The 12,935-nt window shown below is 57.1% G+C and carries 11 protein-coding genes and 4 tRNA genes; 4 read left to right on the forward strand and 11 right to left on the reverse strand.

All coding sequences use genetic code 11. The features are described from left to right. Nucleotides 1–21 precede the first annotated feature (21 nt). Genes hemC through hemY form a run of 4 tightly spaced genes read left to right on the forward strand, consistent with a single transcriptional unit; the run spans nucleotide 22 to nucleotide 4,094 of the window. Nucleotides 22–963 (forward strand): hydroxymethylbilane synthase, encoded by a 942-nt coding sequence (hemC, locus tag ABLV08_RS21360; protein WP_015368869.1) that lies wholly within the window; start codon nucleotides 22–24, stop codon nucleotides 961–963. Next, nucleotides 960–1,700: a uroporphyrinogen-III synthase gene (hemD, locus tag ABLV08_RS21365; RefSeq protein ID WP_015368870.1), complete on the forward strand. Its 741-nt coding sequence runs from the start codon at nucleotides 960–962 to the stop codon at nucleotides 1,698–1,700. The genes hemC and hemD overlap by 4 nt, the downstream gene beginning before the upstream one ends. Before the next feature lie 21 nt (nucleotides 1,701–1,721). Continuing rightward, on the forward strand, nucleotides 1,722–2,894 hold the full coding sequence (gene hemX / locus ABLV08_RS21370; RefSeq protein ID WP_015703977.1) for a uroporphyrinogen-III C-methyltransferase: 1,173 nt from the start codon (nucleotides 1,722–1,724) through the stop codon (nucleotides 2,892–2,894). Between the two features lie 3 nt (nucleotides 2,895–2,897). Then, a complete protein-coding gene (hemY, locus tag ABLV08_RS21375) occupies nucleotides 2,898–4,094 on the forward strand; it encodes a protoheme IX biogenesis protein HemY (RefSeq protein WP_015703976.1) in 1,197 nt (398 codons plus the stop codon). A gap of 465 nt (nucleotides 4,095–4,559) precedes the next feature. Here hemY and ABLV08_RS21380 read toward each other — a convergent pair. The 11 genes from ABLV08_RS21380 to rffC all read right to left on the reverse strand — a co-directional run bounded on the left by ABLV08_RS21380 (nucleotide 4,560) and on the right by rffC (nucleotide 12,918). Continuing rightward, a tRNA-Pro gene (locus ABLV08_RS21380) sits at nucleotides 4,560–4,636 on the reverse strand. 42 nt (nucleotides 4,637–4,678) lie between these two features. Beyond that, nucleotides 4,679–4,765: transfer RNA gene (locus ABLV08_RS21385), tRNA-Leu, on the reverse strand. A 22-nt stretch (nucleotides 4,766–4,787) separates the two neighbouring features. Next, a tRNA-His gene (locus tag ABLV08_RS21390) sits at nucleotides 4,788–4,863 on the reverse strand. A gap of 55 nt (nucleotides 4,864–4,918) precedes the next feature. Beyond that, a tRNA-Arg gene (locus tag ABLV08_RS21395) sits at nucleotides 4,919–4,995 on the reverse strand. 102 nt (nucleotides 4,996–5,097) lie between these two features. After that, a complete protein-coding gene (locus tag ABLV08_RS21400; RefSeq protein WP_015368873.1) occupies nucleotides 5,098–6,483 on the reverse strand; it encodes an amino acid permease in 1,386 nt (461 codons plus the stop codon). Between the two features lie 205 nt (nucleotides 6,484–6,688). Next, nucleotides 6,689–7,429 carry a lipopolysaccharide N-acetylmannosaminouronosyltransferase gene (gene wecG / locus ABLV08_RS21405; protein WP_015368874.1) on the reverse strand — a complete coding sequence of 247 codons (741 nt, stop codon included), beginning with the start codon at nucleotides 7,427–7,429 and terminating at the stop codon, nucleotides 6,689–6,691. Nucleotides 7,430–7,440: 11 nt separating this feature from the next. After that, nucleotides 7,441–8,787 (reverse strand): ECA oligosaccharide polymerase, encoded by a 1,347-nt coding sequence (gene wzyE, locus ABLV08_RS21410; RefSeq protein WP_015368875.1) that lies wholly within the window; start codon nucleotides 8,785–8,787, stop codon nucleotides 7,441–7,443. Continuing rightward, nucleotides 8,784–9,860 carry a TDP-N-acetylfucosamine:lipid II N-acetylfucosaminyltransferase gene (locus tag ABLV08_RS21415; RefSeq protein WP_015368876.1) on the reverse strand — a complete coding sequence of 359 codons (1,077 nt, stop codon included), beginning with the start codon at nucleotides 9,858–9,860 and terminating at the stop codon, nucleotides 8,784–8,786. The genes wzyE and ABLV08_RS21415 overlap by 4 nt, the downstream gene beginning before the upstream one ends. Continuing rightward, nucleotides 9,857–11,107, reverse strand: a complete 1,251-nt coding sequence (wzxE, locus tag ABLV08_RS21420) for a lipid III flippase WzxE (protein ID WP_045389291.1) — start codon at nucleotides 11,105–11,107, stop codon at nucleotides 9,857–9,859. The genes ABLV08_RS21415 and wzxE overlap by 4 nt, the downstream gene beginning before the upstream one ends. 1 nt (nucleotide 11,108) lies before the next feature. Beyond that, entirely contained in the window at nucleotides 11,109–12,239 is a 1,131-nt protein-coding gene (gene rffA, locus ABLV08_RS21425; RefSeq protein WP_045389293.1) for a dTDP-4-amino-4,6-dideoxygalactose transaminase, read from the reverse strand. A 4-nt stretch (nucleotides 12,240–12,243) separates the two neighbouring features. Then, the gene (gene rffC / locus ABLV08_RS21430; RefSeq protein ID WP_063410738.1) at nucleotides 12,244–12,918 is read right to left on the reverse strand and encodes a dTDP-4-amino-4,6-dideoxy-D-galactose acyltransferase; all 675 of its coding nucleotides are present in this window, start codon (nucleotides 12,916–12,918) and stop codon (nucleotides 12,244–12,246) included. Between the last annotated feature and the right edge of the window lie 17 nt (nucleotides 12,919–12,935).

Below are 12,935 nucleotides of genomic sequence, written 5' to 3' on the forward strand. Positions count from 1 at the left end.
TCGACAATGACGGTAACAAGCATGTTAGACAAAGTTTTGAGAATTGCCACACGGCAAAGCCCGCTTGCGCTATGGCAGGCACATTATGTGAAAGAGCGCCTGGAGTCCTGTCATCCGGGGCTTTCCGTTGAGCTGGTGCCAATGGTCACCCGCGGCGACGTGCTCCTTGATACCCCGCTGGCGAAAGTGGGCGGCAAGGGCTTATTTGTGAAAGAGTTAGAGCTCGCCATGATTGAGGGGCGCGCCGATATCGCCGTCCATTCGATGAAAGATGTCCCGGTCGAATTCCCTGAAGGCCTGGGATTGGTCACCATTTGCGAACGTGAAGATCCGCGCGACGCATTTGTTTCCAATCACTATGCCTCAATTGACGCGCTGCCGGCTGGCAGCATCGTTGGCACGTCAAGTTTACGTCGCCAGTGCCAGTTGGCGGCAGAGCGCCCCGATCTGGTGATCCGCTCGCTACGCGGCAACGTTGGCACGCGATTAGGCAAACTCGATAACGGCGAGTATGACGCTATTATCCTTGCCGCCGCCGGGCTGAAGCGCCTGAAACTGGAAGCGCGTATTCGCCAGCCGCTCTCGCCTGAACAATCTCTGCCGGCCGTCGGCCAGGGCGCGGTAGGTATCGAATGCCGCCTTGACGATGAATGGACCAAAGCGCTGTTAGCGCCGCTTAACCATACAGAGACCGCCGTGCGCGTACGTGCCGAGCGGGCGATGAACACCCGTCTCGAAGGCGGTTGTCAGGTGCCGATTGGCAGCTATGCCGAACTGCGCGATGGTGAGCTGTGGCTACGAGCGCTGGTGGGCGCGCCGGATGGTTCGCTGGTCGTGCGCGGTGAACGCCGCGGGCGGCCTGAAGAGGCAGAGGCGCTCGGCGTCTCGCTGGCGGAAGAGCTACTGGATAACGGCGCCCGCGACATCCTCGCGGCGGTCTATGATGGAGAAGCCCCACGATGAGCATCCTGGTCACCCGTCCGCTACCGCAAGGTGAAGAGTTAGTCAGCCGCCTGCGCGCGCTGGGACGCGTGGCCTGGAGCTTTCCGCTGATTGAATTCACGCCGGGGAGAGAGCTGGCAGCGCTCCCGCGTCAACTGGCGGCATTAGGCGCGGACGATTTGTTGTTTGCGCTGTCGCAGCATGCGGTGGAATTCGCCCATGCCCGTCTGCTGCAGGAGAGCCAACGCTGGCCCTCCGACCCGGCCTATTTCTCGATAGGCCGCACCACCGCGCTGGCCCTGCATACGGTCAGTGGTAAAAATATCCGTTACCCGTTAGATCGGGAAATCAGCGAAGTCTTGCTACAATTACCTGAATTACAAAACATTGCGGGCAAGAAAGCCCTGATTCTGCGCGGCAACGGCGGGCGGGAATTACTCGGCGACACGCTGCGAGATCGCGGCGCCGAAGTAACATTTTGTGAATGTTATCAACGTTGTGCGAAGTACTATGATGGTGCGGAAGAGGCTATGCGCTGGCAATCTCGTGGAGTCACAACGCTGGTGGTCACCAGCGGCGAGATGCTGCAGCAGCTGTGGTCGTTAATACCCCAGTGGTATCGCGAACAGTGGCTGCTGCACTGTAGCCTTATCGTTGTCAGCGAACGTCTGGCCCTTCAGGCCCGGGAATTGGGCTGGCAGGATATTCAGGTTGCCGATAACGCCGACAACGATGCGCTGCTACGCGCATTACAATAACTCTCAACATTGGAAGCCATAATGACGGAACAACAAAATCAATCCGCCGTGGTTGAAGAGACCAGGGAGGCCGTGGAAACCACGCCACAGCCAGAAAACAACGAGAAGAAAAAGGCCGGCAACAAAACCAGCCTGGCGCTCAGCGCGATTGCTATCGCTATCGCCCTCGCCGCCGGTATTGGCCTGTATGGCTTGAATAAGCAGCAGGTTACGCGGCAAAACGAAACCAGCTCTGAATTAGCAAGCCAGCTCGCGGCGCTGCAAAAAGCGCAGGACAGCCAAAAGAGCGAGCTGGAAAGCGTCATCAAACAGCAGGCCGACCAGTTGAGCGAAGCCAAACGTGAACAGGAAACCCTGACCAAACAGCTTGATGAGCTACAGCAAAAAGTTGCCGTGATTTCCGGCAGCGACGCCAAAACCTGGCTGCTGGCGCAGGCTGATTTCCTGGTTAAGCTGGCGGGACGTAAACTGTGGAGCGATCAGGATGTGACGACCGCCGCCGCGCTGCTGAAAAGCGCCGATGCCAGCCTCGCCGACATGAACGACCCAAGCCTTATCGGCGCGCGCCGCGCCATCACCGATGACATCGCTTCGCTGTCGGCGGTAAGCCAGGTCGATTATGACGGCATCATCCTCAAAGTTAACCAGCTGGCGAATCAAATCGACAATCTGCGTCTGGCCGATAATAACGACGATGATTCCCCGATGGATGCCGACAGCGACGAGCTCTCCAGCTCCATCGGCGAATGGCGGGTTAACCTGCAGAAAAGCTGGCAGAACTTTATGGATAGCTTCATTACCATACGCCGCCGCGACGAAACGGCGGTGCCGCTGTTAGCGCCGAATCAGGATGTCTATCTGCGCGAAAATATCCGTTCTCGCCTGCTGGTCGCCGCGCAGGCGGTGCCGCGTCATCAGGAAGAAACCTATAAGCAGGCGCTGGAAAACGTCTCCACCTGGGTACGCGCTTATTACGATACTGAAGACGCCACCACCAAGGCTTTCCTTGAAGAAGTGGATAAGCTCAGTCAGCAGAGTATCACCATGAGCGTACCGGAAACGCTGCAGAGCCAGAGCCTGCTGGAAAAGCTGATGCAAACCCGGGTGCGTAATTTAATGGCCCAGCCTGCGGCAGCCGCTCCGACGCCAGCGCCAGCAGCGACCGCGCCAGCGCCTGCGCCGCAAGGAGAATAACCGATGCTGAAAATTCTCCTGCTTTTCGCACTGCTGATCGCCGGGATCGTCGTTGGGCCGATGATCGCGGGCCATCAGGGCTATGTTCTGATCCAGACCGATAACTACAATATCGAAACCAGCGTGACGGGTCTTGTGATCATCCTGATCCTCGCAATGGTCGTGCTGTTTGCTATCGAGTGGCTTCTGCGCCGCATTTTCCGTACCGGCGCGCACACTCGCGGCTGGTTCGTCGGGCGTAAGCGCCGCCGCGCGCGTAAGCAAACCGAGCAAGCGCTGCTGAAACTGGCGGAAGGCGATTACCAACAGGTTGAAAAGCTGATGGCGAAAAATGCCGATCACGCCGAACAACCGGTAGTGAACTATCTGTTAGCGGCGGAAGCGGCCCAACAGCGCGGTGATGAAGCTCGCGCCAATCAGCATCTTGAGCGCGCCGCCGAACTGGCTGGCGACGATCTGATCCCGGTTGAAATCACCCGCGTGCGCCTACAGCTGGCGCGTAATGAAAACCACGCCGCCCGTCACGGTATCGATAAGCTGCTGGAAGTGACCCCGCGTCATCCGGAGGTACTGCGTCTCGCCGAGCAGGCCTATACCCGCACCGGCGCGTGGAATTCGCTGCTGGACATCATTCCGTCTATGGCGAAAGCCAACGTGGCGGATGAAGAGCACCGCGCCGCGTTGGAACAGCTGGCGTGGATTGGACTGATGGATAAAGCGCTGGCCGACGGCGGTAGCGAAGGGCTACGCGAATGGTGGCGCAACCAGAGCCGTAAAACGCGCGCGCTGATACCGCTGCAGGTGGCAATGGCCGAACGCCTGATCGAAAGCGACGATCACGATACCGCACAGCAAATTATTATCGATGGTCTGAAGAAACAGTACGACGACCGCCTGGTCATGCCGATCCCACGGCTGAAGACCAATAATCCTGAGCAACTGGAAAAAGTGCTGCGCCAGCAGATCAAAGCCGTCGGCGACCGTCCGCTGCTGTGGAGCACTCTGGGCCAGTCGCTGATGCGTCACGGTGAATGGCAGGAGGCCAGTATCGCCTTCCGCGCCGCGCTTAAGCAGCGCCCGGATGCCTTTGATTACGCGTGGCTTGCCGATGCGCTGGACCGCTTGCACCAGCCGGAAGAAGCGGCGACCATGCGTCGTGACGGCCTGCTGTTGACGCTACACAATAACCCTCAGCAGTAATTCACGATAACGCTATCGCCTCGTATGGGGCGATAGCGCCCTTCTCTCGCGAAAAAAATAGCCTACCCCTGAAAGAAAAAAACGCCTGCGCTGAAATCAGGGCAGGCGTTAAAACAGGTCTGTTTGACAACAAATTGGGTGCTTCACTCAACGTTATGTCCATGGTGTTTGATGAGACATAAAATGCGACATCTATCAGTGGACGATAAGCACCGTAAGTACGGCTCTGCATCATTCCCGAGTTTATGAGGCACGAAGGCGAACATAAGAGATGGAATGAGCATCTACCCGGTTATTATCGCACAGGATCCTGGGAGATTGCATCTATCGCAGCAATCATTTGGGACAATTCCGGGCAATAATTCGCAGAGCTAGAAACGATTTTTTACGAGGAAGATCAGCGGGATAAAAGGCGCCTGAAGAAAATCGGAAAACAAAAAACCCCGCCGAAGCGGGGTTCAAAATTGGTCGGCGAGAGAGGATTCGAACCTCCGACCCACTGGTCCCAAACCAGTTGCGCTACCAAGCTGCGCTACTCGCCGAAATACTGCTTTTTGAATTTTTAGTTCAATTCTTTAAAGTCGTGGTGCGAGGGGGGGGACTTGAACCCCCACGTCCGTAAGAACACTAACACCTGAAGCTAGCGCGTCTACCAATTCCGCCACCTTCGCAATTCACAACTCTATCAAATAATGGGGTGGCTAATGGGATTCGAACCCACGACAACTGGAATCACAATCCAGGGCTCTACCAACTGAGCTATAGCCACCACAACAATTCTTTTACGCGGTATTAAAACCACCGCAGCTCCAGCACCGGGTAAATGGTGCGCCCGACAGGATTCGAACCTGAGACCTCTGCCTCCGGAGGGCAGCGCTCTATCCAGCTGAGCTACGGGCGCTTAGCGCCGTTGCGGGGGTGGATAATACGGACTTCCCCCACCCCTGTCTAGTGCCTTTTTAAATAAAATTTCTATTTGCTCACAGTTTGTGCGCTTTGGCGCTTATTCCGCCGTTTTATCGAGATTTCCCCGCTTGCCGAGGCCGAAAACCTTATAAATAAGGGTCACCGCGGCGAGGAAAATCATTCCGACAAAGAGCGACATCCGGGTTTCATCGTTAATTCCCATGCCGATCAGCACACAAACGAGGAAAGCCATCGTCAAATAGTTTGCCCACGGGAACAACAATGAACGGAACGGATGGCTGGCCATCGCCTGCTGATGCTCGCGGCGAAAACGCAGCTGGCTAATCAGGATCACAAACCACGGCACCATCCCCGGCAACACGCTGGCGCTATAGACATAGACAAACACGCGCTGCGGGTTAGGAATAATGTAGTTCAGGCACGAACCGATTAGCAGAATCACGATCGACAGCGCGACGCCCGCCACCGGCACGCCCTGACGCGACACTTTGGCCATTGCTGCCGGTAGCTGACGGTTGCGCGCCAGCGCGTACAGCATACGCCCACAGCTATACATCCCGCTGTTACAGCCCGACAGCGCTGCGGTCAGCACCACGAAGTTGATAATCCCCGCCGCCGCGGTAATGCCGATTTTGGCGAAGGTCAGGACGAACGGGCTACCGGTCGATCCAATCTGGTTCCACGGGAAGATAGTCACGATAACGAAAATCGCGCCCACGTAAAAAATCAGGATACGCCACAGCACCTTACCCACCGCGCTACGCAACGTGACCTGCGGGTTTTTCGCTTCCCCGGCGGTGATACCGATAAGTTCAACGCCCTGATAAGAGGCGACGACAATACACAGCGCCGTCAGGAAGCCTTTCCAGCCGCCGGCGAAGAAGCCGCCGTGCTCGGTCAGGTTGCCAAAACCGATCGACTGCCCGCCGTTACCGAAGCCAAAGAAGATGACGCCCAGGCCAATGACAATCATCACGATAATGGTGGTGACTTTAATCATCGCAAACCAGAACTCGATCTCGCCGTACAGACGCACTGCCGCCAGATTCGCTAGTGCTACCAACCCAACGGCAATTAGCGCCGGGATCCACTGCGCCATCTCCGGGAACCAGAACTGCACGTATACCCCGATGGCGGTGATCTCTGATATTCCCACCGCCATCCACATAAACCAGTATGACCAGGCCGTGAGATAGCCGAAGAACGGGCTCATATAACGGTGCGCGTAAACGGCGAATGAGCCGGTTACCGGTTCGAGGAACAACATTTCGCCCATCGAACGCATGATAAAGAAGACAAATAAACCGGCGATAATATACGCCAGCAGGACGGATGGACCGGCCCACTTCAGCGTACTTGCCGCGCCCATGAATAACCCTACGCCAATCGTCCCGCCTAGCGCGATTAGCTCAATATGCCGGGCCTCCAGTCCACGCTGGAGTTCCGCTTTTTTCTCAGTCATAAAGCCTCTTGTGTTTGCTGTACTCCGGGTACTCCCGGTTATTGTTATTAATTGAAACCATAGCCTTGCCGACGCGCAGGTCTCCCCCACGCGTTTGAAGCATGCGAATGGTTAATTAATTTTACGGAAATGGCAAATAAAGTATCAGGCGAGTGAAGAGATTACACAGAATATGTATGCAATCTCGCCTGGTTGCAGTGGAATATCAGAGCTTGCCGGAATAATGCCAACGTAAATAGCGCAGTAAACGGAACTGTCTTTTGATACGGCTCGGTTGCAGGAGCAGGCGATAGAACCACTCCAGCCCCAGGTTCTGCCAGAATTTTGGCGCCCGGTGAACGTGGCCGGTAAAGACGTCATAAGTGCCGCCAACGCCCATATACAGCGCGGCGGGATACACCAGCCGGCAGTCGCGCATTAGAATTTCCTGGCGCGGCGATCCCATCGCGACGGTGACAATTTTCGCCCCGCTGTCGCGCACCCGCTCAAACAGCTGCTGACGCTGATCGGCGGAAAAATAGCCGTCCTGACTGCCGACGATATTGACCTTCCAGCGCTCACGCAGCTTCGCTTGCGTCTCCGCCAGCACCTCGGGCTTGCCACCGATCAGGAACACCGGCGTTCCCTGAGCGCCAGCCCGCTCCATCAGCGCTTCCCACAGATCGGCGCCGGCAACGCGCGACACCTCAGCCTGCGGATATTTTTTACGTAATGAGCGCACGACGCTAATACCGTCGGCATATTTAAACTCGGCGGCCTCAATCAGCGCACGCACTTCCGGGTTATCTTCTACCGCCAGCATCTTTTCGGCGTTGATCGCGACCAGCGTTCCCTGACGCAGTTCGCCGTCGGCGAAGAGATAGTTGAGCGCATGCTGCATGTCGCGCCAGCCAATCAGCTGCAGCCCTCGCAGCGCATACTGCGGCGCCGAAGTGTTATCAGTCATGTTCATCCTTATCAGACCTGCGGTTGCGAAAGCGGCTTCACCCGCTTATGAATCAATCCTGCGCTGTCCAGGAGCCAGTACAGCAGTTTCGCCGCTAACAAGCAGATACCAAAGATCACGAGGAAAAACACCACGCGGGAGCCGAACGAATCCAACCCTTCGCGTGCCAGCACTATCATGTTGAAGATAGCGCCGAAACAGAAACTGTGCAGGATAGCCGCTTTGTAGCGATTGCTCTCCCGGTTGCCCAGTTCGTACAGCCAGTCGAACCATTTAATGATGAGCCCTACCGCGACGGCGCCCAGCGGTACGAACCATACGCCGCCCATCACCACCAGCGAACCAATCAGCGTCGGCGATATCGCCAGCCCCGAATGGTTATTTAACACTTCCCAGGTGAAGTAATTGGCGGTATTCAGCACCATTGTCGGGCGACCGTGCCACATCCAACTGGGGATAAAGACGTAGAAGTCGCGGATCATCGGCGCCAACCCCTGGAACTCAATCTTGTCGTAGTTCTGCAGCAACAGCGCCAGGTTCTCCCACGGCGAGAAGGTATCGCGCGTGAGATAGAGGAAAGTATAAAACGCTTCATCGCCGCTAACGTTCATCCCATAGCGCTTCAACGCCAGCCAGAACATGCCGACAATACCCAGCACGCCCGCTGCCGCCAGCATCCACAGGCTGATCCAGCCGCGAATAATGCCGATAAACAGGAAGATAGCGAAAGCGATAATGATGTTGGCGCGGGTACCGCCGACGATCGCGTAGGTCAGCAGACCAAAGGCGACGGTGCTCACCAGGAAGAAAATCCACGCCTTGTAATCCTGACGCAGGAAATAGATCACCAGCATCGCCGGAATAAAGAAGTAGAAGAAGCGCTTCAACGCCACGCCGGACACTTCCGCGGAGAATATCTGGCTGTATGAATTGAGCTTAAATAGCAGGAAACCGTTGTGGGCGAAGAAGATACCGACGCACAGCAGCGCCAGCCCCATCAAAATCCCCCAGGCCAGATGGGTTTCAACCCGGTTCATGGTAAACAGCGGACGACGTGGAACATCGCGCGATGCCGGACGCAATCGCGTTTTGTAGGTCACGTAGTAGATGGCATAGAAGCACACCGCAACCAGCAGCGTCTGCAGCAAAATCTCCGGCGGCGCCACGCTGACGTCAAAGCGGAATACCAGGATACTGGTTAACGGGAAGCCGAAGAAAAAGGTGAGCAGGAACAACAACGAGAAAAAGACGTTGAAGTTAAAGCGCACGCGGCGGAACTCAAACCAGGTGGCGGTGGCGATAAACAGCGTCGACAGCAGCCAGACCACCAACAGCCCGCTAAATTGCATTAACGTCATACCCGCGCCTCCGCTGCCAGCTGTAGCGCCCGCTGCCAGCCCGCCAGATAGTTCGGGCGGAAGAAGGCGATTTGCGTTTTATCAACGCTCGCTAACTGACGCTGTGCTTCGCGCACCACGTTGGCGTCCAGGGTATCGGTGGTAAACAGCACCGGGATCTGTTGTTCGGTCATATCCTGCCAGAACGGATTTTCGCGATTGAGCACGCAGGGAATACCCGCCTGAATCAGCAGGCACAGCGTGCCGATACCCTGCTGGCGCGCAAACAGGAAATAACCCAGATCGCAGCGGCGCAGCAGCGCCAGATAATCATCAAACTCAAGCTTCTCGCTAAGGATCTGCAGATGCTCGCGACTAAACAGTGCCGCTCCCGTCTGACGCACTTCATCAATGTAGGCTTCATTGTTGGCCGGATAACCCATCGGCACGATGACATTCACCGTATCGCCAAATTGCTGATGAATCGCCCTTAGCGCCGCAATATGCTCATTACTACGATCGCCGGAGTTCCCCACCAGAATGGTCAGCGTGTCACCGCGCGGGGCGGTATCGGCAAGGGAATTTAGCGACGGATCCATACGCGTCGGGAAGTACAGCAGTTCGCCCGGCACTCGCGGATGGCGGTTAGCAAACCAGCTGAGATCGCCGCGGGTGGCGAAAACGCGTCCTACCCGCCCTTGCGCCATGCGGCGCAGAGGATAAAACAGACGGAATTTCAGGCTGGCTGAGTTTTCATACAGATCCGCGCCCCAGATATGCCAGTTAAATTGCGACGGGCGGATCCCGCCGCTCAACAACGCCAGCCACAGACCGGTATTAAACTGGCCGTGGAAAAAAAAGCGCTGCTGGCGATCGGCTTTCGCTTTGGCAATCACCGCCTGCGCCAGCGATTTCTTACCCGGATAGCAGGTAATTTCCAGCGCCGGATACGCCTCGCGCATACCTGTCGCATCACCCACGACCATAAACGTCCTGGCCCGCGCGTCGGCGGCCAGTTCGTCGTTAAAGAACCGCAATACGGTCTGGTTGTGGTGCGGGATATCCGATCCCAGTACGTGTATCAGTGCTGTCATGCCCGTTTACGCCAGAGTAAAAACACGCCACTACAAAGGGCGAAATAAACAATATAAGTGGCCATATACGCCTGCGCCGCGCCAAGTGCGCCGTGCGCCGGAATAAGCCAGTGTGAAAATGCGGTCAGCAGCGTGAACTGGCTGATTTCCGTCAGAATATAAAAACGCAATGACGCTTTGGCGATCACCAGATAGCCGTAGACGTAAGCGCCAACTTTTAAAACATCGCCCACCAACTGCCAGGCAAACAGGTCGCGCATCGCGGTGAAGCGCGCGGAAAACAGTAACCAGATGGCAAAATCGCGCAGCAGCCAGACCATCAGGCTTGCCGCCGCCACCGCCGGCAGGACGAATTTCAACGACTTCACTATCTCACGCGTGATGTCCGTCTTGGCGCTCAGTCGCGACAACGTCGGCAGCAGATATACGCTAAAGGAAGCGGTAATAAACTGCAGGTAGGCATCCGAGATACTGCTCACCCCCTGCCAGATACCGACCGCCTCCCAGCCGTAATGCGCCGCCAGCAGATTACGCATCATCACATAGGCCACCGGCAGCGTCACCGAGGTAATCAACGCCATCAGGGTAAATTTCGATAGTTGCCCCGCAAGCCCGTTATCCCAACGCGGACGTAGCGCGTTCAGCGGGATCGCGCCGCGCCGCCAAAGCATAATGGCGGCCGGAACCACCACCAGCGCGGGAACTAAGGCCAGCCCTAACAGCGCCCCCTGATAACCACCGAAGTAGTAACAGGCGTAGTAGGCCGCCACGCCAATCAGACTCCCGGCAATCAGCGAAAAAGCGTTACCCGCCGCATCGCGAAAACCTTTCATCAGCGCCAGCAGATAGTTGGCCCACGCAATTCCCATCTGCACCAGCGCCACCAGACGTACCAGATTCTGATAGTGCGAATGGCCGAACAGCGCCTGGCTTATGGGCGCCGCCGCCAGCAAAAAGACCAGCGCCAGCAGGGTGGAAAAACCGAGCACCATTGATGACGAGGTTCCAACCACCTGCTTCAGGCGTAGCGGATCGTCGTGATGTTGGGCAACCAGCTTAGTGACGCCATTAAAAATCCCGGCGCCCGCCAGGACGCCCAGAACGGTGACCAGTTGCCGGAAGTTACCGGCCTGGCCTACGCCCGCCGGGCCAAATGAGACCGCCAGCAGCTTTACCACCAGCAGACCGGCGCCTATTTTGACTAAGGTGGACGCCGCGGTCCACAGTGATGCTTTTGCCAACGACATATCAGGAGAAGTAGCTCAGCAGTGAATTAATCACCGTCCGTTGGTTTACCGCAGACAGGTTGTAGAACAGCGGCAAACGCAGCAGGCGTTCACTCTCCTGGGTGGTATAACGATCTTCGCCGCAGAACTCGCCGAACTGTTCGCCAGCCGGGCAGCTATGGAGCGGAATATAGTGGAACACCGCCAGAATTTCTGCCTCTTTCAGCCAGTTAATCAGCGCCGCGCGGTCATCGTTATCCCGCAGCTTAATGTAAAACATATGCGCGTTTTGCCCGCAATCCGCCGGCACCGCCGGCAGATCGATACGACCCGCGCGCGCCAGCGGCAGCAGCGCGTCATAATAAGTTTGCCACAGCGTCAGGCGCTGCTGGTTAATCCGCTCCGCGGCTTCCAGCTGCGCCCAAAGATAGGCGGCCTGCAGATCGGACATCAAATAGCTGGAACCGATATCGCGCCAGGTGTACTTATCCACCAGACCACGGAAGAACTGGCTACGGTTAGTGCCCTTTTCGCGAATGATTTCCGCGCGTTCCACCAGTTTACGATCGTTGATAAGCGTTGCGCCGCCTTCACCACCGGCGGTGTAGTTTTTCGTCTCATGGAAGCTAAAGCAGCCAATATGGCCGATGGTGCCCAGCGCGCGGCCCTTATAGGTGGACATCACGCCCTGCGCGGCGTCTTCCACCACAAACAGGTTATATTTGGCGGCGAGCGCCATGATAGTGTCCATTTCACAGGCCACGCCCGCATAATGCACCGGCACGATCGCCCGAGTTTTATCAGTGATTGCGGCTTCTATCAGCGATTCATCAATATTCATCGTATCGCGACGGATATCGACGAAGACGATTTTCGCCCCGCGCAGCACAAAGGCATTGGCGGTGGAAACAAAGGTATAGCTGGGCATGATGACTTCATCGCCAGGCTGAATATCCAGCAGCAGCGCTGCCATCTCCAGCGACGCGGTGCATGATGGCGTCAGCAGCGCCTTAGCGGTGCCGAAGCGCTGTTCAAACCACTGCTGGCAGCGACGGGTAAAACCGCCGTCGCCGCAAAGCTTGCCGCTGTTCATCGCCGATTGCATGTAATCGAGCTCAGTCCCCACCACCGGCGGTGCGTTAAATGGAATCATCGTGTCACCTGTATAACCAGTACGCGGTGCTTTCCACATTCGCACCGCTGAGAATATAACGTTTAAGCGCGGCGGTGTTGCCCATTTGGGTCGCCACCCGCAGTGTAGAAAGCCCGCGTTGCGCCGCCCAGTGGCGCGCCGCCTGCATAAGCTCGGCGCCAGCGCCGCGCCCGGCCAGCAGGCCGATACGCGCGTCGGTGTCGTTGAGCTGACGCAAAGAAACAAATGCGCGGATGTCGCCATCGGGCGCGCGAAATAGCAGACACTGGTGGTCAAAGGTCCCCAGCACCGCGTTTTCAATCCATTGCGCGTAGAATCGGCCGCTGGCGTCAGCGGCGTACCAGGGAGCGCGAAAACGGCTCATAGCAAAGGCCTGCGCAGCCAGTTCGCGCAGCCGCGCAATATCGCCTTCAACGGCCCATTCGGCGCCGGCATCAGCCGGGTCGCCTACCGGCAAGGCCAGATCAACCTCGCCTTCCACCAGTTGAAAACCGATCTCCTGTAGCGCATCCAGCCGGGCGGTGTCGCTGGCGGCGACTTTCGCCTGCACTCGCGACCATCCCGCCAGGGTTTCAGCGGTGAGCAGCGACGCGCGCTCGTCAAAGCGAACGATGCCGCTATTAACGGCGAAGAAGCGGTTTTCCCACTCCAGCGCTTCAATACTGGCGTGCAGAGGCATTGGATGAACCAGACGAG

The organism is Klebsiella sp. CN_Kp088, from assembly GCF_040064335.1.
GTDB lineage: Bacteria > Pseudomonadota > Gammaproteobacteria > Enterobacterales > Enterobacteriaceae > Klebsiella > Klebsiella aerogenes.